This window comes from Flavobacterium sp. SH_e (genome assembly GCF_025717045.1).
GTDB lineage: Bacteria > Bacteroidota > Bacteroidia > Flavobacteriales > Flavobacteriaceae > Flavobacterium.
Genome location: NZ_JAOVZN010000002.1, coordinates 178,804 through 198,605, shown reverse-complemented (window position 1 = coordinate 198,605; position 19,802 = coordinate 178,804). Strand labels below are relative to the sequence as shown.

The following is a 19,802-nucleotide window of genomic DNA, read 5'->3' as shown; positions in this document are numbered from 1 at the left end:
AAGAAATGAATGAATTTTTATTGATTTTCAGAAGGGATTTTATAACAAAAGAAGCACAGCCTTCTCCAGAAGAATTGCAGCAACATTTACAGCAATGGCAAAACTGGTTTGGAAGTCTTGCCGCGCAGGATAAACTAGCAAGACCTTTGCAACGTTGGGATGGACAGGGAAAATTGGTCAATTCTAAAGGAATTACAAATGGTCCTTTTGTAGAAATTAAAGAATCGATTGGTGGATTAATTATTATTAAAGCCAAAGATTATGATGAAGCTGCCGAAATAGCGCAAGGCTGTCCCGTTCTACATTTTGGAGGAAATGTAGAAATTAGAATGGCCGTTTAACTGGAAATAATTAACAAAATGCCTTTGTATCTTTACTTAGGCATTTTATTTTACACTATGGAGAATCCAGAACTTATACCTCATTTATTTAGAACTGAATATCAGAAAATAGTTTCGGTATTATGCAGTTTATTCGGAATTCATCATATCGAAATTGCCGAAGATATTGTAAGCGACACTTTTCTAACAGCTTCTGAAACTTGGGCGATAAAAGGAACTCCAGAAAATCCGACAGCATGGCTTTATACCGTTGCTAAAAATAAAACCAAAAATTATTTAAAACGCAATACCGTTTTTGAAACCAAAATCGTTTCCGAAATAAAACACAATACTCCATTAAACAACCCAGAAATCGATCTTGATTTATCAGATCAAAATATTGCCGACAGTCAGTTGGCGATGATTTTCACGGTTTGTAATCCATGTAATTCTGAAGAGGCGCAAATTGCATTGGCTCTTAATTTATTATGCGGTTTTGGAATCAGCGAAATCTCAGATGCTTTTTTATCTAATAAGGAAGTCATTTATAAGAGAATAAATCGCGCAAAGGAAAAACTGAAAGAGGAAAATATAAAAATCCAAAATCCGAATCAATCTGAAGTTAAAGACCGAATACAAACAGTCTTGAAAACTATTTACCTTTTGTATTCTGAAGGTTATTATTCTGTTTCACAAAATACGACTTTGAGAAAAGATCTTTGTACCGAGGCTATGCGTCTTTCTTATTTATTAATTCAAAAAGAAAGCACCAATCTTCCAGAAACAAATGCTCTAATGGCTTTAATGTGTTTTCATTCGTCAAGATTTGATGCTCGAACTGGAGAAAATGGAGAAATTATTTTATACGAAGATCAAGATCAATCGCTTTGGAATCAAGAATTAATAGATCGCGGAACTTATTTTTTGAGTCAATCATCTACCGGAAGCACACTTTCAAAATACCATTTAGAAGCAGGAATTGCTTATTGGCATACTATTAAACAAGACAGTCCTGAAAAATGGACAAATATCCTCGAATTGTATAACAATCTGATTATCCTAGAATATTCAACAATTGTTGCGCTGAACAGAACATACGCTTTAGCAAAAGTAAAAGGCAAAGAAGAAGCCATTCGCGAAGCCGAAAAATTAAACTTAACCGACAATCATTTTTATTATTCTTTACTCGGAAATCTATATTCTGAAGTTGATTCTAAAAAAGCACTTCAGCATTTTGAAACTGCACTTAGCTTAGCCAAAACAATTTCTGATAAAAACGTTATCAGCAGAAATATAGAACTGCTTCAATAAAAAAGGGAAATAAAAAAAATCATTTCCCTTTTTCTATAACTTAGAACTTTCTCAAAGCTGAATAACATTAACTTATTGTTTTGCTACTTTTTTAAATCTCATTACTGGAATATCTCCCTGAATTAAATTTAGTTTTCCGTCTTTATCAATCGAATAACTTGTAATTTGCTTGATTTGTTTTAAAAAGACTTGCTCTCCTCCACCGTCACAAAACATCATTGTTGTTGGACCTGCTTCTCCAAAAGTTAAAGATTTTCCGCTTAAAGTATATGGAGCACTATAACCGTTGCATCCATTATTACCATAAACCCTTGTTTCTTTTTGATCAAAAGTAAGCTGTGGTTTTTTGTTAGGGTATAAACCTTCAAAAGCAATTCTTGGTCCAGAAATGTATTCCAATTCCCAAGTAGTATCAAAAAGATTACCTGCGCTTGCAGTATCTTTTGATGTCTTACATGAAGCAAATAATAAGGTTAAAACTGAAACGATTGCAAGTGTGTATTTTTTCATAAAAATGTAATTTTAAGATTAATATAATTTGTTTTTGAAGATTAAAATTATTCTCTAAAACATTCTGTTCTCAATATTCGTGCCTAGTTACAAGTTTCATTATATCATAAGTAGTATTTTTCTATCTCTAAGTTACACCATTTTATTCAAAATCTTACAAATCAAATATTTAAATTCGAATAGGAGGTTGCATTTTTTTCGTAATTTGCATCAATCAAAAAATCAGAAATCATCAACAAAAAACCAAAAAAATGAAGCAATTTCTATTATTGTTTGTCTTTGTATTGACTTTTTCAACTACTCATTCGCAAGAAAATCTTCCAACAGATTTTCTTTCAAAAGAATTTCATCAAGGACGCCGTGAAGCTTTTAGAGCTTTAATGCCTACCAACTCTGTAGCGGTTGTTTTTTCATATCCCGAAAGAGTTTTTTCAAAAGATATTAATTACAATTTTCATCAAAATCCTGATTTATATTATTTAACAGGATATAAAGAACCTGATGCAGTTTTATTAATTTTTAAAGAACCTCAAGGAACTGAAAAATATAGCGAAGTTCTTTTTGTGAGAGAAAGAAATGCGGCACAGGAAACATGGACAGGAAGACGTTTGGGCGTTGAAGGTGCAAAATCTAAATTAGGTTTCACTACTGTTTTTAACGGAAAAGATTTCAAGGATTTTGCTATCGAATTTAAAAAATTCGACAAAATAGTTTACGATAAAATCCCAACAGATATTAAAAACAATAAATCTGGTTTTGATCTTTTTGGGTTAATTGAAACTTTCAAATCTAAAGCTTCAATTACTACTGAAAATGAAGCTGCGTCTGAACTTTTTAATACAATAACCAATTCTTTAAGAGAAATAAAAACTCCAGAAGAAATTGATTTGATGAGAAAATCAGTAAAACTTTCTTGTATTGCTCACAACGAAGTAATGAAAGCGGTTGGTCCAAATATGAGCGAAAATGAAGCAGACGGAATTCACGCTTATATTCACAGACATTATGGCGCAGAAGGCGAAGGTTACCCGCCAATTGTGGGAGCTGGAGCAAATGGATGCATTTTACATTATGGAGATAATAATGCAACAAAAATTGATAATCAATTGTTACTGATGGATGTTGGCTCTGAATACCACGGTTATTCTGCAGACGTTACCAGAACAATTCCTGCAAACGGAAAATTTAGCCCAGAACAAAAAGCGATTTACGAACTGGTTTATGAAGCTCAAGAAGAAGTTTTCAAAATCTGTAAAGAAGGAACTCCATTTCAGGATTTAAACAAAAAAGCCAGAGAAGTTATTGCAAATGGGCTGATTAAATTAGGAATTATTACAGATCCAAAAGATGCTAGAATCTATTATCCGCACAGCTGTTCACATTTTCTTGGTTTAGATGTTCATGACAAAGGAAATTATATGAGCGCTTTAAAAGAGAACATGATTTTTACAGTTGAACCCGGAATTTATATTCCTGCAAATAGCAAATGCGATAAAAAATGGTGGAATATTGGCGTTCGTATCGAAGATGATATTTTGATTACTAAAGATTCATACGAAAATCTTTCCGCAGAATCTCCAAGAAAATGGCAAGATATCGAGGCTTTGGCTAAACAAAAAAGTACTTTTAATGAACTAAAATTCCCGAAAATATAAACCTTGAAAAGCTTTTAAAAGCAACCTAAAAACAATTATAAAACCATTAGTAAATAAAAAGTATTTACTAATGGTTTTATTTTATAATTTCATAAAATATTAGGATTAAAACAAATAACCAAAAACAAATGCGCTACCAGCAAGAACAAGACTAATAATTTAATTTTAAAACATTCCACATCTCTTTTTTTCGTAAATTAGTAGTCCCAAAATAGACGCTATTTATCGCACTTCAATTTCCCAAACCAATGAAGGTAAGTCGAAAAAAAACAACGGATTCAAACAGGCGACATGGGAATCTGCATTACCTAAATCTAAGGATCTCACATCTTCAAAATGAAATCCAATTTTTCTAGCTAAATATCCTAACCGTAATTTTTCGAATTAGGAAAAATCTGCCTCTTCGCATTAATTTAAAAAAATGCATTGCAAGAGAACTTTATCTTTTTCATAAAACGCAAACATGATAAAGTTCTCAAAAAGAATACGCAATAAACAATCTGGAAAAATTTAACCAATAAAAAAGAAATGAAATGAAAACAATTAAAAAGAATTTAATGCCTCTATTCATACTATTACTTTTAATATTAAGTATGAATATCTACGCGCAAGACCCATTAAAAGCGGCGCCTAACGCGTATAAAAAAGTACTCCTTGAGAATGAAAGAGTAAGAATAATGCAAGTTGAGATTACTCCGGGAGAAACAATTCCATGGCATCAGCATCCTGACCACACCATCTATGCATTGACTGATGGAAAAATTGAAATAACCGATAAAGGTAAAGCTCCCATTATTATGGATATTAAAGCTGGAGATGCCATGTACATACCTGCAGTTACACATATGGCAAAAAATTTAGGAGATACAACTGTGAATTTGATTGTAACAGAAATAAAACCTAAAGCTAAAAAATAAACCATTACCAGTATCTCAACCTTTTTAATTTAACTCAAAGTAACAACCTGAATTCAAGTTGTTACTTTTTTTTGTTTTTAAGATTATCTTTAAAATAGAGCCAATATATTTTCCGTTCTTTGTAAACTCAAAAAACTAAAAATGAAAGCACTTACCTTCTCTACTTTTGGGAATTCAGATGTTTTAGAATATATAGAAATTCCAAATCCACAATTAAAAAGCGACGAAATCTTAGTCGAAATGAAAGCCATCGGATTTAATTTTGCCGATGTTTATAGACGAAAAGGAAATTATCATTTAAAAGGAAATCCGCCTTTTATTGCGGGTTACGAAGGAGCCGGAATTGTTGTTGATGCCAATAATCATCCAGAATATAAAATTGGAGATCGCGTGGCTTTCGCCGATGTTCCTTTTGCCAATGCAGAATTAGTTGCTGTAAATATCAATCATGTTCTTCCGTTGCCAAAAGAAATTTCTTTTGAAACCGCAGCCTCTGCCTTATTGCAAGGCTTAACAGCACATTATTTAGCTACAGACAGTCATAAAACAGCAAAAGATGAAACTGTATTAATTCATGCTGTTGCGGGCGGCGTTGGGCAGATTCTAACGCAAATCAGTAAACTTTTGGGCGCTCAAGTTATTGGTTTAACTTCATCTGCAGAAAAAGCAAAAGCAGCTTATGAACAAGGCGCTGATCATGTCTTTTTATATAGCGAAGATTGGAAATCTGAAATTTTTAAAGTTGTTCCAAAAGGCGTTGATGTAGTTTATGATAGCATTGGAAGCACATTGACAGACAGTTTTGAAGTCACCAAAGAATGCGGACAAGTAGTTTTCTTCGGAATGGCTGGCGGAGATCCAGAACCAGTAAATCCGAGAATGCTAATGGATACTTCTAAAACCTTAACGGGAGGCGATTTGTGGAGTTACCTAAATTCTAAAGAAGAGAGAATTAAAAGAGCTAATCAATTATTCAACTGGATTATTGATGGAAAAATCAAACTTTCTGAACCGACTTCTTTTAAATTATCTGAAGGAAAATTGGCGCATGATTTCTTGGAAAGCAGAAAAAGTACAGGGAAAATTATTTTGATTCCTTAACGAATCGCCTTTTTTGTCATCCTGACAGAGGAAGGATCACACTAGTAATTTGACAAAGATTGGCGAAATTCAGTACGGAGCTTCTTGTGTGATCCTTCCTCCGTCAGGATGACAAACTTTGAGGTTAAATCAACTAAAGCTGATCTACTTCAATTTTTGTCAATTCTGATAATTCTAAAATTCGACCGACATCTTCTTTATTTGCTATAAAAAACAAATAATTATCGCCATTTGTATTGTAAGTCATTAATTCAAAACCGCGTTTTTTTAATTCTGATTGAATATACGGAAACAAATCATGGCTATAGGTTTCTTCTGGGTATTCAAAAGTAAAATCTTCTTCCCCTAGCATTTCGCCTATAAAATATTCAGCATCTTCGGGGTCGAATTTCCAATCGCTGTTCCAAGCATCGATACTTTCAAAGAAATCAAAATGACCATCAACAACATCATGATATTCACTGCTCTCTTTTTGGTAATTTTCAAAAAGCATTTTCGATTGATTTTTTAATTCTTTTTCTTCAATATTTTCTCTAGAAACTAATTTTATAAATTCTTGGAAAGTTTCTTCTGTTACTTCTTCACTTTCGACTAAATTTTCAGTTGAAGGAAGCTCGACTGTTTTCGGAATTTCGATATTTAAATATTGGCAGATTCCCTGCAAAACCAATTTAAAATCTCTAATTCCTATTTCCTCACTTTCATTCTTTGGATTATTTGCGTCAATTAATTCGCTTTCCAGCAATCCTTTCGTGTAATCAAAAAAGTGTTTTCCTGAATACAGCATCTTGAAATCGTTAATTTCTAAACTATTGGTACAGCAAAAAAATATGACGAAATTTTTAATGGAACGTTTAAAGAACTTTTTTTCTTCTAAAGTCGGTTCCGAATAAAATTGAATATGGATAAAATCATATTCCAAACCTTCCTGAATTGTTTCTTCAGAAAGAGTTGTGATATTCATTTTTTTATAAAGCTCATTTAAAACTTCATACGGATTATTAAAACCTGCTTTTTTTATTTCGGCATTTCCTTCTTCATGATCCAATGAACCTGGAAAATAAAATAAATTCACAATCACATTTTCCTGAATTCCTTTTACTTTAAATTCAAGACTTGACTGCTCATTATATAAATACGAGTAAATCGGATCTATAACATCAAAAGAAATAATGGATTTTGGATCGTTATTGCGTCCAAATAGGCTAGAGAAAAAGTTTGTCATCTTATTGCTTTTAATTTGCAGAAATTCCTTTATATAAATCTAAACGTTTGTAATAGCAGATTAAAGCTACTACAAAAATAATCATCAAATGGTTTAGCGATGAAACATTGCAGTCTCCATTGTAAATAGATCCAGAATATTGTTTCCAATGCCATGGAAAGATTTTGTCATAAACTGGTAAATTAAAAGAAAACAATTTATTTACTATACCTGTTGATAAATCAATTAAATCAGGAAAAATACTTCCAATAAATGATGAAAGTAGAATGAATCGATTGTCTTTGTTGATCTTCCACATCAATAATCCAATAATAACGACGCTTGAAATTACATCTAATTTTGAATTAAGTGGATAACAATGCGGAGTATAATCTAAAATACCATGAAAAATTATTCCTACGGAAAATGCTAAAAGACAAGGTTTAAAAATTTCTCGATTTTCTTTTACCAACAAAGCTGTAATTCCGACAGCAACAGAAGTATGAAAAATTACATTCATTGCAAATTATTTAATAAGTAATATTAAGATTACAAATAAACAACTTTTACAAATCAAAATCGAAAATTATTATCAAAACTAAATTCATTGATAAGTTTCCAATTATTCATTAGAATACTTAAAACTCTGATTCATTTTATCGAAAGGGATCACTTCGTTTACAATCGATTCTAATTCATGATCGGTTAATAAACCTCTCGCCGATTCTACAATTTTTGGCGAAACATTTATCTCATAATCAATAATATCTCGTTTTAAAATTTCTTCTAAAATTGAATTCTGACGATCGGTTAAATATTTTTTATGCGATTTGAAAACGGCTTCGATATCTTCTCTAAATTCTTCGTCACTCAATTCGTTGTAAATGTCTTGTTTAGACATATCAATCAATAAAACTTTGAAGACAAAATCCTGAAGATTTTTTGCTAGATAATTCACTTCATTCATGTCGTGCCAAACAAAAACAATCGGCACATCGCCATTATTTTCTTCGTTCAAAAAGAAACAATAATGATCGCCGCCGCCGCTTTTAGCAAATGGAATAAATTTAAATTCCGGAAATATATTGCGATAATCTTCTGGATCTTGAAGTTCTTCGATTTCTTCAGCAACAGATTTTAAATTCAATGATTCAAAATCATACGAATGTAAAAGTAAAGGCGGATTCTCTTTTAAAGTAGGATAAACCTCTGTATACCAATTTGGACCGTATTCTCCGACATCAAGCATGCCGTCTGCGTCTAACTGTTTGTATAAGAGCGGAAATTCAAATCCGTATTTTTTTTCGATTTCTTGTATTGTCATCTTTGGGGGAATATTCTATTAAAATCAGAATACTAAGATAACAATCTTTTCCTACATGAAAAGTGCGAAGCCAATTATTTCAAGGATTCCGCAATCATTAAGGCACATTTTGAATCTAAAAACTAAATTTATTACTCATCTGAATATTCAAAACTTGTACCCATTTTATCGAAAGGAATAATTTCATTAAGCAAATTATTCTTTTCATCATCAGTTAATAATCCTTTTGCTTCTTCATTACCATAAGAAAATGAAATTTCATAATTTATAATTTCCCTATTTAATACATTTTGTAAAATGTCTTGCTGCTGCTGTGTTAAGTATTTTTTATGAGTTTTAAACATACTTTCAAGGTTATTTTTAAGTTCTTGATCACTAACATCTTCATTATCAAAATATGCCATATCGGTCAAAAACATTTTAAAAATAAAATCTTGTAAATTTTTTGCTAAATAATCTGCTTCAATTGTATCATGTGAGAGAAAAACTATTGGCATTTCACCATTTTTTTCGTCATTTAAGAAAAAACAATAGTGATCTCCACCATAACTTTGTGCAAAAGGAATAAATTTAAATTCCTTTCTAATCTGACGATAATCTTCTGGATCTCTAAGTTGTTTTATTTCCTCATTAACTCCATCTAAATTAAGCAGTTCAAAATCATAAGAATGTAAAAGCAAAGACGGATTCTCTTTTAATTTTGGATATACTTCAGAAGACCAATTAGGTCCGTATTCTCCAACATTAAGCATACCTTCTGCTTCTAATTGTTTGTACAAAAGTGGGAATTCGAATCCATATTTCTTCTCAATATCTTGCAGTGTCATTTTATCTAGATTTAAAAGTTTAAAATATCATACAAAAATATAAAACTTTTACTACAAAATAAAATTGATTATTTCAAGGATTCCGCAATCATTAAGGCACATTTTTCGCCATCAATTGCTGCAGAAATAATTCCGCCCGCATAACCCGCACCTTCTCCGCAAGGATATAAACCTTTGATTTGCAAATGCTCTAAAGTCATAGCATCTCTCGGAATTCTAACCGGCGACGAAGTTCTACTTTCTGGAGCATGCAAAATGGCTTCATTGGTTAAATAACCACGCATTGATTTTCCAAAATCCTGAAATCCTTGACGCATAATTTGAGTTAAAAATCCTGGAAAAACTTGTCCCAATTCAACCGAAGTCGTTCCTGGCACATAAGAAGTTTTTGGAATATCAGCTGAAATTTTGCTTTTTGTAAAATCAATCATTCTTTGAGCTGGAACTTTTTGTGTTTCACCCGCCAAATACCACGCTTTTTGTTCGATGCTTTTTTGAAATTCCATTCCTGCTAAAGCTCCAAATTTTGCATAAGGTTTAAAATCTTCCAATTTCAATTCGACCACAATTCCAGAATTTGCTGTAGACTGATCACGTTTAGATGGAGACCAACCGTTTGTAACCACTTCTCCCGGACTTGTGGCGCATGGCGCAATTACACCTCCAGGACACATACAGAATGAATACATTCCACGTCCGTTAACTTGTTTTACAATAGAATATGGCGCTGGTGGCAAATGTTCTCCTCTAAAATCACAGCTGTATTGGATACTGTCAATTAATTCCTGAGAATGTTCTGCACGAACTCCTAAAGCAAAAGGTTTTGCTTCTATTAAAATTTTCTTTTTGTCTAATAATTCAAAAATATCACGCGCGGAATGTCCTGTTGCCAAAATCAATTTATTGGCGTGAATTTTATCTCCATTTTGCGTTACGATTCCTTCAACTTCATTATTCTTTACTAAAATATCGTCAACACGAGTTTCAAATAAAACCTGACCGCCAAATTCCCTAATTTTATTTCGGATGTCTTCAATAATTTTAGGCAATTTATTAGTCCCAATATGAGGATGCGCTTCAACCAAAATATCTTCAGAAGCTCCAAAAGCTACCAGAAGTTCTAAAATTCTAGTTACATCACCTCGTTTTTTAGAACGTGTATATAACTTTCCGTCAGAATAGGTTCCTGCTCCTCCTTCGCCAAAGCAATAATTAGAATCTTCGTTTACGATATGTTCACGGTTTATCGCTTTTAAGTCACGACGACGGCCTCGAACGTCTTTTCCGCGTTCTAAAACAATTGGTTTTAAACCTAATTCGATTAATTGCAATGCCGCAAAAAGTCCCGCTGGGCCTGCGCCAACTACAATAACTTCTTGTGCTTTTGAAACATCTTTGTATATAGGAAGTTCAATTTTCGTTTCCTGAAAAGGTTCGCCTTTTAAATAAATAAGAACTTTCAAATTGATTTTAATCGCTTTCTGACGTGCATCAATAGAGCGTTTTAAAATTGAAACGTGCTGAATTTCTTGAGCAGAAACTTTAATTTGCTTAGACAAATGGTCTTTTAGCAATGATTCGTTTGCAGCAATTTCTGGTGTAACTTGAAGTAAAAGTTCTTTAGGCATTTTTGTGTTTTTATTCTATTAGCTTTTCTTTCTATGAAAAGAAGATGCAAAAGTACTATTTTGAACTGACTTTATATAATTAACCGCAAAGTGCGCTAAGTTTTTTTAAAGGTAAAGTTTTAGAAAAACACAAAGTTCGCAAAGCTATATCGATACAAAGCTTTGCGAACTTTATATTTTCTATAAGTAAAGTAAAATTAAATCTTAGCGACCTTTGCGGTTAATTACGCAACAAATTTCCTCTTTCTAAATCCTTTGCGATTTATTTTTAGCCACAGACTATTTGGATTAAAAAGATTTCTTCAAGAACAGTTTAAAAAAAAACTTAGAACCTCAGTATCTCAGAACCTCAGAACCTTTTTAAAAAAGACTTTGTACCTTTGCAACTCTGAACCTTTGCAACTTAAAAAAAATGTCTAGAAAAATAAAATTGATTTGGGATTTCCGTGGACCCGCTTCTGCAAAAACAGCAGAACATCACGAAATTCATTTAAAAGAATATATCGCAATCGAAAAACTACCACTAAATATTACAGGATTTAAAATCATAGACGAAATGTACTCCATAGCTTTTATGGTCGTAACCGACGAAAATATGATTCAAGTAAGAGATGCTTTGAAACCGCATCGTGGGGAAGTTTATTCTGAGTAAGATGTGAAATGAAAAATGTGAGATGTCTGTATCGAAAAATACATTTTACATCTCACATTTAACTTATAACTAGTTAGCAACTTCACTGATAAACTTAATACGCATTAAACGTAATTCGTCAATATCGTAATCGCCATCAAATTCTTTAAGAGCGTCTTCGATTTTATCTGATTCTGATTCCATGAAGTAATCATGAATTTCTTCTTGCTGATCATCATCTAAAATATCGTCTAACCAATACTTGATATTCAGCTTAGTTCCAGAATAAACAATTTGTTCCATTTCTTTGATCAAAGCATCCATCGTTAAACCTTTCGCAGAAGCGATATCACTTAATGGAAGTTTTCTATCGATATTCTGAATGATATATAATTTGTTGGCAGAATTTACTCCTGTAGATTTTACTACTAAATCGTCTGGACGAATAATATCGTTATCATCAACATAACGGCTAATTAAAGCAACAAATTCGCTTCCGTATTTTTTGGCTTTTCCTTCTCCTACACCATGAATATTGTATAATTCGGTGATAGAAATAGGATATTTAAGCGCCATATCTTCAATTGAAGGATCTTGGAAAACCACAAATGGCGGAACTCCAAGTTTTTTAGCCACTTTTTTACGAAGTTCACGAAGCATTCCTGTTAGAACTTCATCTGCTGTTCCTGATGATTTTCCACCAGTTACAATAGTTTCGTCATCGGCTTCAGTATATTCATGGTCTTCAGACATCATAAATGAAACTGGACTTTTAATAAAATCTAGACCTTCTTGCGTAATTTTTATAACGCCGTATGTTTCAATGTCTTTAGACAAATATCCTGTAACTAAAACTTGTCTCAATAATGCCATCCAATACTTCTCGTCATGGTCTGAACCAGAACCAAAATAAGGCTGAGTATCTGTTTTATGTGCTTTAATTACTGCGTTGATTCGGCCAATTAAAGTAAAGACAATTTCTTTTGATTTGTAAATGTGTTTCGTGTCACGAACAATTTCAAGCAATTTAACTACTTGTTCTTTCGCTTCTACTTTATGTTTTGGATTACGAACGTTGTCATCCATATCGGCACCTTCGCCTGTTTCGCTGTCAAATTCTTCCCCGAAATAATGAAGAAGGAATTTTCTGCGCGACATTGAGGTTTCGGCGTAAGCCACCACTTCCTGTAAAAGGGCAAAACCAATTTCCTGCTCGGCAACTGGTTTTCCAGACATAAATTTCTCTAGCTTTTCTACATCTTTATAAGAGTAATAAGCCAAGCAATGTCCTTCGCCACCATCACGTCCAGCACGCCCAGTTTCTTGGTAATAGCTTTCAAGAGATTTTGGAATATCGTGATGAATTACAAAACGAACGTCTGGCTTATCAATTCCCATTCCAAATGCGATAGTTGCCACAACCACATCTACATCTTCCATCAAAAACATATCCTGATGTTTTGCACGTGTTTTTGCGTCTAAACCTGCATGGTAAGGAACAGCACTGATTCCGTTTACTTGTAAAACTTCGGCAATAGATTCTACTTTTTTACGGCTTAAGCAGTAAATAATTCCAGATTTGCCTTTGTGCTGTTTGATAAATCGAATAATATCCGACTCGATGTTTTTTGTTTTTGTACGAACTTCATAATATAAGTTCGGTCTGTTGAATGATGCTTTAAAGGTATTCGCATCAGACATATCAAGGTTTTTCAGGATATCTTCCTGAACTTTTGGAGTTGCAGTTGCAGTAAGACCAATAATTGGCACTTTACCTAATTGCTTAATAATGTGTCTTAGATTTCTATACTCTGGTCTAAAATCATGACCCCACTCTGATATACAGTGCGCTTCGTCAATAGCAACAAAAGAAATTGGCACACTTTGTAAAAAAGCAACATATTCTTCTTTTGTTAAAGATTCTGGAGCAACATATAAAAGTTTGGTCAATCCAGAAGTAATATCTTTTTTGACCTGTGCAATTTCTGTTTTGGTAAGTGAGGAATTTAATACGTGAGCAATTCCATTTTCAGACGAAAGACTTCGAATTGCATCAACTTGGTTTTTCATCAAAGCAATCAGAGGAGAAACAACAATTGCCGTTCCTTCCTGAATTAAAGCGGGTAATTGATAACAAAGAGACTTTCCACCGCCCGTAGGCATAATTACGAAAGTATTTGTTTTACCTAAAATACTCGTAATAACTTGCTCCTGCAAGCCTTTAAATTGGCTAAAGCCGAAATACTTCTTTAATTCTTTATGTATTTCAATTTCGTTTGAATTCATTCTCTATATTAATGGTATTTTGTATAAATTTGCAACACATAAAGATACAACTTTCTTTTATACATACAAATTTTAAATATTCTGATTTGATCACAAAAGAAAATATATTGGCAATTGCCAAAAAAACAATACTCTCTGAAAGTGAAGCAATTACAAAATTAATTGATTTTCTGGACGAAAATTTCTACGAAGCAGTCCAGCGTATCTATGAAACCAAAGGTCGTTTAATCGTTACGGGAATCGGAAAAAGTGCCATCATTGCTCAAAAAATGGTTGCTACTTTTAACTCTACAGGAACTCCATCTATGTTTTTGCATGCTGCAGAAGCAATTCATGGTGATCTTGGAATGATCCAAAATGATGATATTATTATTTGTATTTCGAAAAGTGGAAACAGTCCAGAAATTAAAGTCTTGGTTCCATTATTAAAACGATTTGGAAACACCCTAATTGCTATCACAGGAAATGTAACTTCATTTTTAGCAAAAGGCTCAGATTATGTTTTGAATGCTACAGTTGACGTGGAAGCTTGTCCAATTAACTTAGCTCCTACAAACAGCACTACAGCACAACTTGTTATTGGTGATGCTTTGGCAGTCTGCTTGATGGAAATGCGTGATTTTAAACCAGAAGATTTTGCAGTTTATCATCCGGGCGGTGCATTAGGAAAAAAACTATTGCTTCGTGTAAAAGATATGATCGAAAACTCACTAAAACCAACCGTAGCTCCTGATACATCTGTCAAAAAAGTGATTTTTGAAATCTCTGAGAAAAGACTTGGTGTTACAGCTGTTGTTGAAAATGATAAAATAATCGGAATTATTACCGATGGAGATATTAGAAGAATGTTAAACGATCGAGATTCGATAGCAGATTTAACAGCAAGGGATATCATGACGATAAACCCAAAAATGGTTTCGTCTGAGACAATGGCTGTTGATGCATTAAATATCTTAGAAGATTACTCGATTACTCAGTTAATTGTTTCCGACGAAGGAACATACAAAGGCGTTTTACATTTACATGACATTTTAAAAGAAGGAATCGTATAATGGCAAAAAAAAATCTTGGCGAAATGTCATTTTTGGATCATCTTGAAGAACTAAGATGGTTATTAGTTAGAAGTACACTTGCAACATGCATCATGGCATTTGTTACTTATTTTATTAGTGATTATTTATTTGATCAAATTATTTTAGGTCCAATTAGACCAACATTTTTCACTTATGTTTGGTTTTGCGACCTATCGCATTCATTGGGATTTGCAGACAGCATTTGTATTACAGAATTAAATTTCATTATTCAGAATACCGAAATGGAAGGTCAGGTAAACATCTTTGTATGGATGTGTCTTTTGGCTGGATTCATTTTGAGTTTTCCTTATATTTTATGGGAAATCTGGAAATTTATCAGTCCGGCTCTTTATGAAAAAGAAAGAAAAAATGCAAAACTATTCATCTTCGTCTCCTCATTACTTTTCTTTTTAGGAGTATTATTTGGGTATTTTGTGGTAATTCCGATGTCGGTAAATTTCGTTGCGACTTTCTCTGTGAGCGATATTGTAAAAAACCAATTCACACTCGAGTCTTACATGGGAATGGTTAAAACGAGTATTTTGGGAAGTGCACTCTTTTTTGAATTGCCAATCGCTATTTATTTCTTAACGAAATTAGGATTAGTAACTCCTGAATTCTTGAGAAAATACTGGAAATATGCTGTAGTAATTATTTTAATTATCGCCGCAATTGTAACTCCGCCAGACGTTGTAAGTCAGACCATTGTTGCAATTCCGATGTTAATTATCTATGAAGTCAGCATCCTTATTTCGAAAATTGTTTATAAAAATAAATTAAAAGAAAATGCCTGATATAATTCAAGAATTTAACGATTATCGTTCTAAAATGAACGAAAAACTGCTTGCTGACAATAATAAAATTGTGAAGCGAATTTTCAATCTTGACACCAATGCTTACGCAGAAGGCGCTCTTGATGTAAAAACAAAAGAACTTTTAGGCTTAGTTGCATCAACTGTTTTAAGATGTGACGACTGTGTAAAATACCATTTAGAAACAAGTTATAAAGAAGGCGTTTCTAAAGAAGAAATGATGGAAGCAATGGGAATCGCAACTCTTGTTGGAGGAACAATTGTTATTCCTCATTTAAGAAGAGCTTACGAATTCTGGGAAGCTCTTGAAGAAGCTGGGAAGTAATTAGGAAATGTGCCAATTTGATAATCAGATAATTTCTTGAAATACTCTAATTATTTAATCTTGAAGCACAAATTCTAAATTTTGAAAACGAAATAATTTGTTAATTGATTTACCGAATTGATTATTTTAAATTTATTTTGCCTTTCAAATCAAATTATAAAATTGAATTTGAGATAGTTTTTCCAATTATCTCATTTTCTAATTATCTAATTATCTAATTGAAAAAATGAAGCTAAGAGCCGATAATTTAATCAAAACTTACAAAGGACGTAGTGTTGTAAAAGGAATTTCTGTTGAAGTAAATCAAGGAGAAATCGTAGGTCTTTTGGGACCAAATGGAGCTGGAAAAACAACATCTTTTTACATGATTGTGGGATTGGTAAAACCAAATCAAGGAAATATTTATCTTGACGATTTAAACATTACTGATTATCCGATGTACAAACGTGCGCAGCAAGGAATTGGTTATTTGGCACAAGAAGCTTCTGTTTTTAGAAAATTAAGTATTGAAGACAATATCTTGAGCGTTTTACAATTGACTAAGCTTTCTAAAGAAGAGCAAATTGCCAAAATGGAAAGTTTAATTGAAGAATTCAGTTTAGAACATATCCGCACCAACCGAGGAGATTTACTTTCTGGAGGTGAGCGTCGTCGTACTGAAATTGCACGTGCATTGGCAACCGATCCAAAATTTATTTTATTGGATGAGCCTTTCGCTGGAGTTGACCCTGTTGCAGTTGAAGATATTCAGCGAATTGTAGCCCAATTAAAAAATAAAAACATCGGAATCTTAATTACAGACCATAACGTTCAGGAAACGCTTGCTATTACTGATAAAACATACTTAATGTTTGAAGGTGGAATCCTGAAAGCAGGAGTTCCAGAAGAATTAGTAGAAGACGAAATGGTTCGTCGCGTTTACCTTGGACAAAACTTCGAGCTTCGTAAAAAGAAATTGGAATTTTAAAAAAGTATTCAGTCTCAGTCTCAGTTTTCAGTATTTGCTAGACTGTAAACTGAGACTGTAAACTTATTCAACTGTAATAAAATGCAATTGCTCTAAGTCACCATTGTAAATATTAACATCAACGCGATGTTTAATTCCTGGCAGAGAAGCTTTTTCTGTAAACTGCCAAAACAGCCAATCATCTTCAATTTTTTCTCTGTAGAAATTATAATTGGCAATCCAGAAAAGATATTCGCTAAATTCTTCTTTTAAAAAATCCGAATAATATCTTTCTCCTGAATAAATTATAGGGCGAACTTGATAATGTTTCTCAACTTTATTCAACCAACGTTTCAAACCTTTTTTCAAACTATCTAAAGGCTGATTTTTAGGCAATTTTTCGATATCCAAAACTGGCGGAAGATCTCCTTTCTGCAATTTTACTGTTTTGATAAAAAGATCAGCTTGTTCGATAGAATTTTCATTCGGGCGATAATAGTGATAAGCCCCGCGCATGATTTTATTCTCCTTTGCTCCTTCCCAATTACTTTTGAATTGTCTATCAACACGATCATTTCCTGCTGTAGCACGAATAAAAACAAATTGAACTGGATATTTTTCGTCCAAAATTTCAACTTCATCCCAATCGACTTTGCCTTGAAATTCAGAAACATCAATTCCAATTACCTTCCCTTTATGATTTTCAAGAACACGAATATTTCGAACATCAGAAAGGTGTTTGTCAACCTCATCTTCGTCTAAAACTTTTTCAGATTTAAATCCTAAATAATAAGCCAATCCTTTTCGATAATGATATATTATTCCAATGAATAAAAGCGCAAAAAAAATCAAAAGAATAGACCGAAAAAGTCTGCTTAGAAAAGATCTTCCAGCTGGTTTTCTCGAATATGTTTTACGGTAAGTTGTTTTTCTTGCCATTACAATAGAACTACTTCTTCAAAAACAAATTATTAATAATAGACAATAAAACGTAGAAAGCAATAATTAATGGAATTGCCATATATTGAAGCAAAATAACCATTAATACTGAAATAATCAGAAATACGATTTGAAGTGCATTATCTTTTAAATTGAATTTTTTAATTTTTAAAGAAAATAACGGAATTTCAGCATTCATAATATAAGCACTGCCCAAAGTAATAAGCAATAAAACCCATTGATTTGTCAATACTTCAAGAATTATAAGTGATGAATCTGCATACATATCCAGAACTATTTGCAAACTAATAATAAAAATGGCATTTGCAGGAGTTGGCAAACCAATAAACGAATCTGTCTGACGCGTGTCGATATTAAAATTGGCTAATCTGTAGCAGGCACCTAAAGTTATAATAAATCCTAAAAAAGGAACAATTGTTTGATTTCCTAATTGATCACCGCCTCTTGCAAACATACTGTACATGACGTAACCTGGCACAACACCACTTGTTACCATATCTGCCAAAGAATCTAATTGTAGTCCAAGCGGACTAGAAACTTTAAATAATCTGGCAAAAAAACCATCAAAGAAATCAAAAAAGATTCCTAGACAAACCATATAAAAAGCCATTAAATAATCGCCTTCAGAAACAAAAACAATTGCAACGCAACCGCAGAAAAGATTAATTAATGTAATTAGATTTGGAATGTGCTTTTTGATATTCATAGTTTGAAATTTTGATAATGGTAGAGAACAAATTTAGCATAATAAGTCAATGCAAAACGAGTTTTTACAATAGTTTTTTATTTCTAAGCTCGACTTTCAGAATATTTAGGGAAATGAACTTATTAGATGAGTAAATTATTATATTTTTGATAAAAATTAACACAGACCTCTGTCTGCAAAAAATAATCAGTTGAAGAAGCTTTTTGCATTTATATTATTTTGGAGTTTCACTTCGCAATACGGCCAGACCGTTCGAAAATATTCGAACGAGTTTATGAATATTGGTGTCGATGCAGCTGCATTAGGAATGTCAAGTACAGTTGTCGCTTCAACAAAAGATGTCAATGCTGTTTATTGGAATCCGGCAGGATTAACACATCTTGAAGACCATGAAATTGCTTTAATGCACGCTAGTTATTTTGCGAATATTGCGCAATATGACTACATTGGTTATGCAAGTCCTATTGATGATCAAAGTGCTTGGGGAATTTCGATGATTCGTTTTGGAGTTGATGATATTATGGACACCACACAATTAATCGACAATCAAGGAAATATCGACTATAACAGAATCAGCCTTTTTTCTACAGCAGATTATGGTTTTACTTTTTCTTATGCGAGAAAACTTCCTGTAGACGGATTTCAATATGGTGTTAATGCAAAAGTAATTCGAAGAATAATTGGGAAATTTGCCAATTCTTGGGGATTCGGATTTGACATAGGACTTCAGTTTGAAAGAAACGATTGGAAATTCGGATTAATGCTTCGAGATATTACAACGACTTACAATATCTGGAATATTGATGAAGAGGAATATGCAAAAATTGCAAATGCTATTCCGGGAGAAAATAACGAATTACCAGAAAGCACAGAAATAACATTGCCAAAAGCACAATTAGGCGTTTCAAAAAGATTTGATTTTCATAACGAATGCAGTCTTGTAACTTCAGCAAACTTAAATATGCGATTTGAGCAGACCAATGATATTATTTCATCAAAAGTAGTAAGTATAGACCCAGCTCTAGGGTTTGAATTTGGTTATACCGATTTAGTTTTCGTGAGAGCTGGCGCAGGAAATTTTCAGAATGTAACGCAATTAGACAATACCGAAAAAGTGAATTTTCAGCCTAATATTGGTTTAGGATTTAGATACAAAGGCATTCAAATTGATTATGCCTTAACTGATTTAGGAAATCAAAGTACAGCATTATATTCTAATATATTTTCATTGAAAGTAGACTTAGGAATCTTTAGGTAAATTATAAA

General features: G+C 32.7%; 20 protein-coding genes. 11 read left to right on the top strand and 9 right to left on the bottom strand.

Annotated features, from left to right (window positions below):
* Window positions 1-5: 5 nt before the first annotated feature.
* Both OD917_RS03895 and OD917_RS03890 read left to right on the top strand, forming a co-directional pair.
* Window positions 6-341, top strand: coding sequence for a YciI family protein (locus tag OD917_RS03895; protein WP_263522224.1), 336 nt, complete (start codon window positions 6-8; stop codon window positions 339-341).
* A gap of 57 nt (window positions 342-398) precedes the next feature.
* On the top strand, window positions 399-1,631 hold the full coding sequence (locus OD917_RS03890; protein WP_263522223.1) for an RNA polymerase sigma factor: 1,233 nt from the start codon (window positions 399-401) through the stop codon (window positions 1,629-1,631).
* Between the two features lie 72 nt (window positions 1,632-1,703).
* Here the strand turns inward: OD917_RS03890 and OD917_RS03885 are convergent, their stop codons facing one another.
* Window positions 1,704-2,141 carry an META domain-containing protein gene (locus OD917_RS03885; protein ID WP_263522222.1) on the bottom strand — a complete coding sequence of 146 codons (438 nt, stop codon included), beginning with the start codon at window positions 2,139-2,141 and terminating at the stop codon, window positions 1,704-1,706.
* 251 nt (window positions 2,142-2,392) lie between these two features.
* Here OD917_RS03885 and OD917_RS03880 point away from each other — a divergent pair, with 251 nt between their 5' ends.
* The 3 genes from OD917_RS03880 (at window position 2,393) to OD917_RS03870 (ending at window position 5,814) form a co-directional block, all read left to right on the top strand.
* Window positions 2,393-3,796, top strand: a complete 1,404-nt coding sequence (locus tag OD917_RS03880) for an aminopeptidase P N-terminal domain-containing protein (RefSeq protein ID WP_263522221.1) — start codon at window positions 2,393-2,395, stop codon at window positions 3,794-3,796.
* A 533-nt stretch (window positions 3,797-4,329) separates the two neighbouring features.
* Entirely contained in the window at window positions 4,330-4,713 is a 384-nt protein-coding gene (locus OD917_RS03875; protein ID WP_263522220.1) for a cupin domain-containing protein, read from the top strand.
* Between the two features lie 141 nt (window positions 4,714-4,854).
* The gene (locus tag OD917_RS03870; protein WP_263522219.1) at window positions 4,855-5,814 is read left to right on the top strand and encodes a quinone oxidoreductase family protein; all 960 of its coding nucleotides are present in this window, start codon (window positions 4,855-4,857) and stop codon (window positions 5,812-5,814) included.
* Between the two features lie 133 nt (window positions 5,815-5,947).
* Here the strand turns inward: OD917_RS03870 and OD917_RS03865 are convergent, their stop codons facing one another.
* From OD917_RS03865 to OD917_RS03845, 5 genes are all read right to left on the bottom strand, one after another.
* Window positions 5,948-7,039, bottom strand: coding sequence for a hypothetical protein (locus OD917_RS03865; RefSeq protein WP_263522218.1), 1,092 nt, complete (start codon window positions 7,037-7,039; stop codon window positions 5,948-5,950).
* Between the two features lie 10 nt (window positions 7,040-7,049).
* A complete protein-coding gene (locus OD917_RS03860) occupies window positions 7,050-7,538 on the bottom strand; it encodes a hypothetical protein (RefSeq protein WP_263522217.1) in 489 nt (162 codons plus the stop codon).
* A gap of 102 nt (window positions 7,539-7,640) precedes the next feature.
* On the bottom strand, window positions 7,641-8,342 hold the full coding sequence (locus OD917_RS03855) for an SMI1/KNR4 family protein (RefSeq protein ID WP_263522216.1): 702 nt from the start codon (window positions 8,340-8,342) through the stop codon (window positions 7,641-7,643).
* A gap of 131 nt (window positions 8,343-8,473) precedes the next feature.
* On the bottom strand, window positions 8,474-9,169 hold the full coding sequence (locus OD917_RS03850) for an SMI1/KNR4 family protein (protein WP_263522215.1): 696 nt from the start codon (window positions 9,167-9,169) through the stop codon (window positions 8,474-8,476).
* 68 nt (window positions 9,170-9,237) lie between these two features.
* The gene (locus OD917_RS03845) at window positions 9,238-10,797 is read right to left on the bottom strand and encodes an NAD(P)/FAD-dependent oxidoreductase (RefSeq protein WP_263522214.1); all 1,560 of its coding nucleotides are present in this window, start codon (window positions 10,795-10,797) and stop codon (window positions 9,238-9,240) included.
* Window positions 10,798-11,209: 412 nt separating this feature from the next.
* Between OD917_RS03845 and OD917_RS03840 the strand changes: the two genes are divergently transcribed.
* Window positions 11,210-11,449, top strand: coding sequence for a hypothetical protein (locus tag OD917_RS03840; RefSeq protein ID WP_263522213.1), 240 nt, complete (start codon window positions 11,210-11,212; stop codon window positions 11,447-11,449).
* Between the two features lie 69 nt (window positions 11,450-11,518).
* Here OD917_RS03840 and OD917_RS03835 read toward each other — a convergent pair whose 3' ends face one another.
* Window positions 11,519-13,714, bottom strand: a complete 2,196-nt coding sequence (locus tag OD917_RS03835) for a RecQ family ATP-dependent DNA helicase (protein ID WP_263522212.1) — start codon at window positions 13,712-13,714, stop codon at window positions 11,519-11,521.
* Between the two features lie 86 nt (window positions 13,715-13,800).
* Here OD917_RS03835 and OD917_RS03830 point away from each other — a divergent pair, with 86 nt between their 5' ends.
* The 4 genes from OD917_RS03830 to lptB all read left to right on the top strand — a co-directional run bounded on the left by OD917_RS03830 (window position 13,801) and on the right by lptB (window position 16,891).
* A complete protein-coding gene (locus OD917_RS03830) occupies window positions 13,801-14,766 on the top strand; it encodes an SIS domain-containing protein (RefSeq protein WP_263522211.1) in 966 nt (321 codons plus the stop codon).
* Window positions 14,766-15,581, top strand: coding sequence for a twin-arginine translocase subunit TatC (gene tatC / locus OD917_RS03825; RefSeq protein WP_263522209.1), 816 nt, complete (start codon window positions 14,766-14,768; stop codon window positions 15,579-15,581). Before OD917_RS03830 ends, tatC begins: the two co-directional genes overlap by 1 nt.
* Complete coding sequence (locus OD917_RS03820; protein WP_111285129.1) at window positions 15,574-15,924, top strand: carboxymuconolactone decarboxylase family protein; 351 nt, start codon at window positions 15,574-15,576, stop codon at window positions 15,922-15,924. Before tatC ends, OD917_RS03820 begins: the two co-directional genes overlap by 8 nt.
* Window positions 15,925-16,150: 226 nt before the next feature.
* Entirely contained in the window at window positions 16,151-16,891 is a 741-nt protein-coding gene (lptB, locus tag OD917_RS03815) for an LPS export ABC transporter ATP-binding protein (RefSeq protein WP_029272155.1), read from the top strand.
* A 63-nt stretch (window positions 16,892-16,954) separates the two neighbouring features.
* On the opposite strand, the gene OD917_RS03810 is transcribed toward lptB, so the two are convergent.
* Window positions 16,955-17,809 (bottom strand): glycoside hydrolase family 25 protein, encoded by an 855-nt coding sequence (locus OD917_RS03810; RefSeq protein ID WP_263522207.1) that lies wholly within the window; start codon window positions 17,807-17,809, stop codon window positions 16,955-16,957.
* A gap of 10 nt (window positions 17,810-17,819) precedes the next feature.
* Complete coding sequence (locus OD917_RS03805; protein WP_263522206.1) at window positions 17,820-18,536, bottom strand: CDP-alcohol phosphatidyltransferase family protein; 717 nt, start codon at window positions 18,534-18,536, stop codon at window positions 17,820-17,822.
* 274 nt (window positions 18,537-18,810) lie between these two features.
* Here OD917_RS03805 and OD917_RS03800 point away from each other — a divergent pair, with 274 nt between their 5' ends.
* Entirely contained in the window at window positions 18,811-19,794 is a 984-nt protein-coding gene (locus OD917_RS03800) for a PorV/PorQ family protein (protein WP_263522470.1), read from the top strand.
* Window positions 19,795-19,802 lie beyond the last annotated feature (8 nt).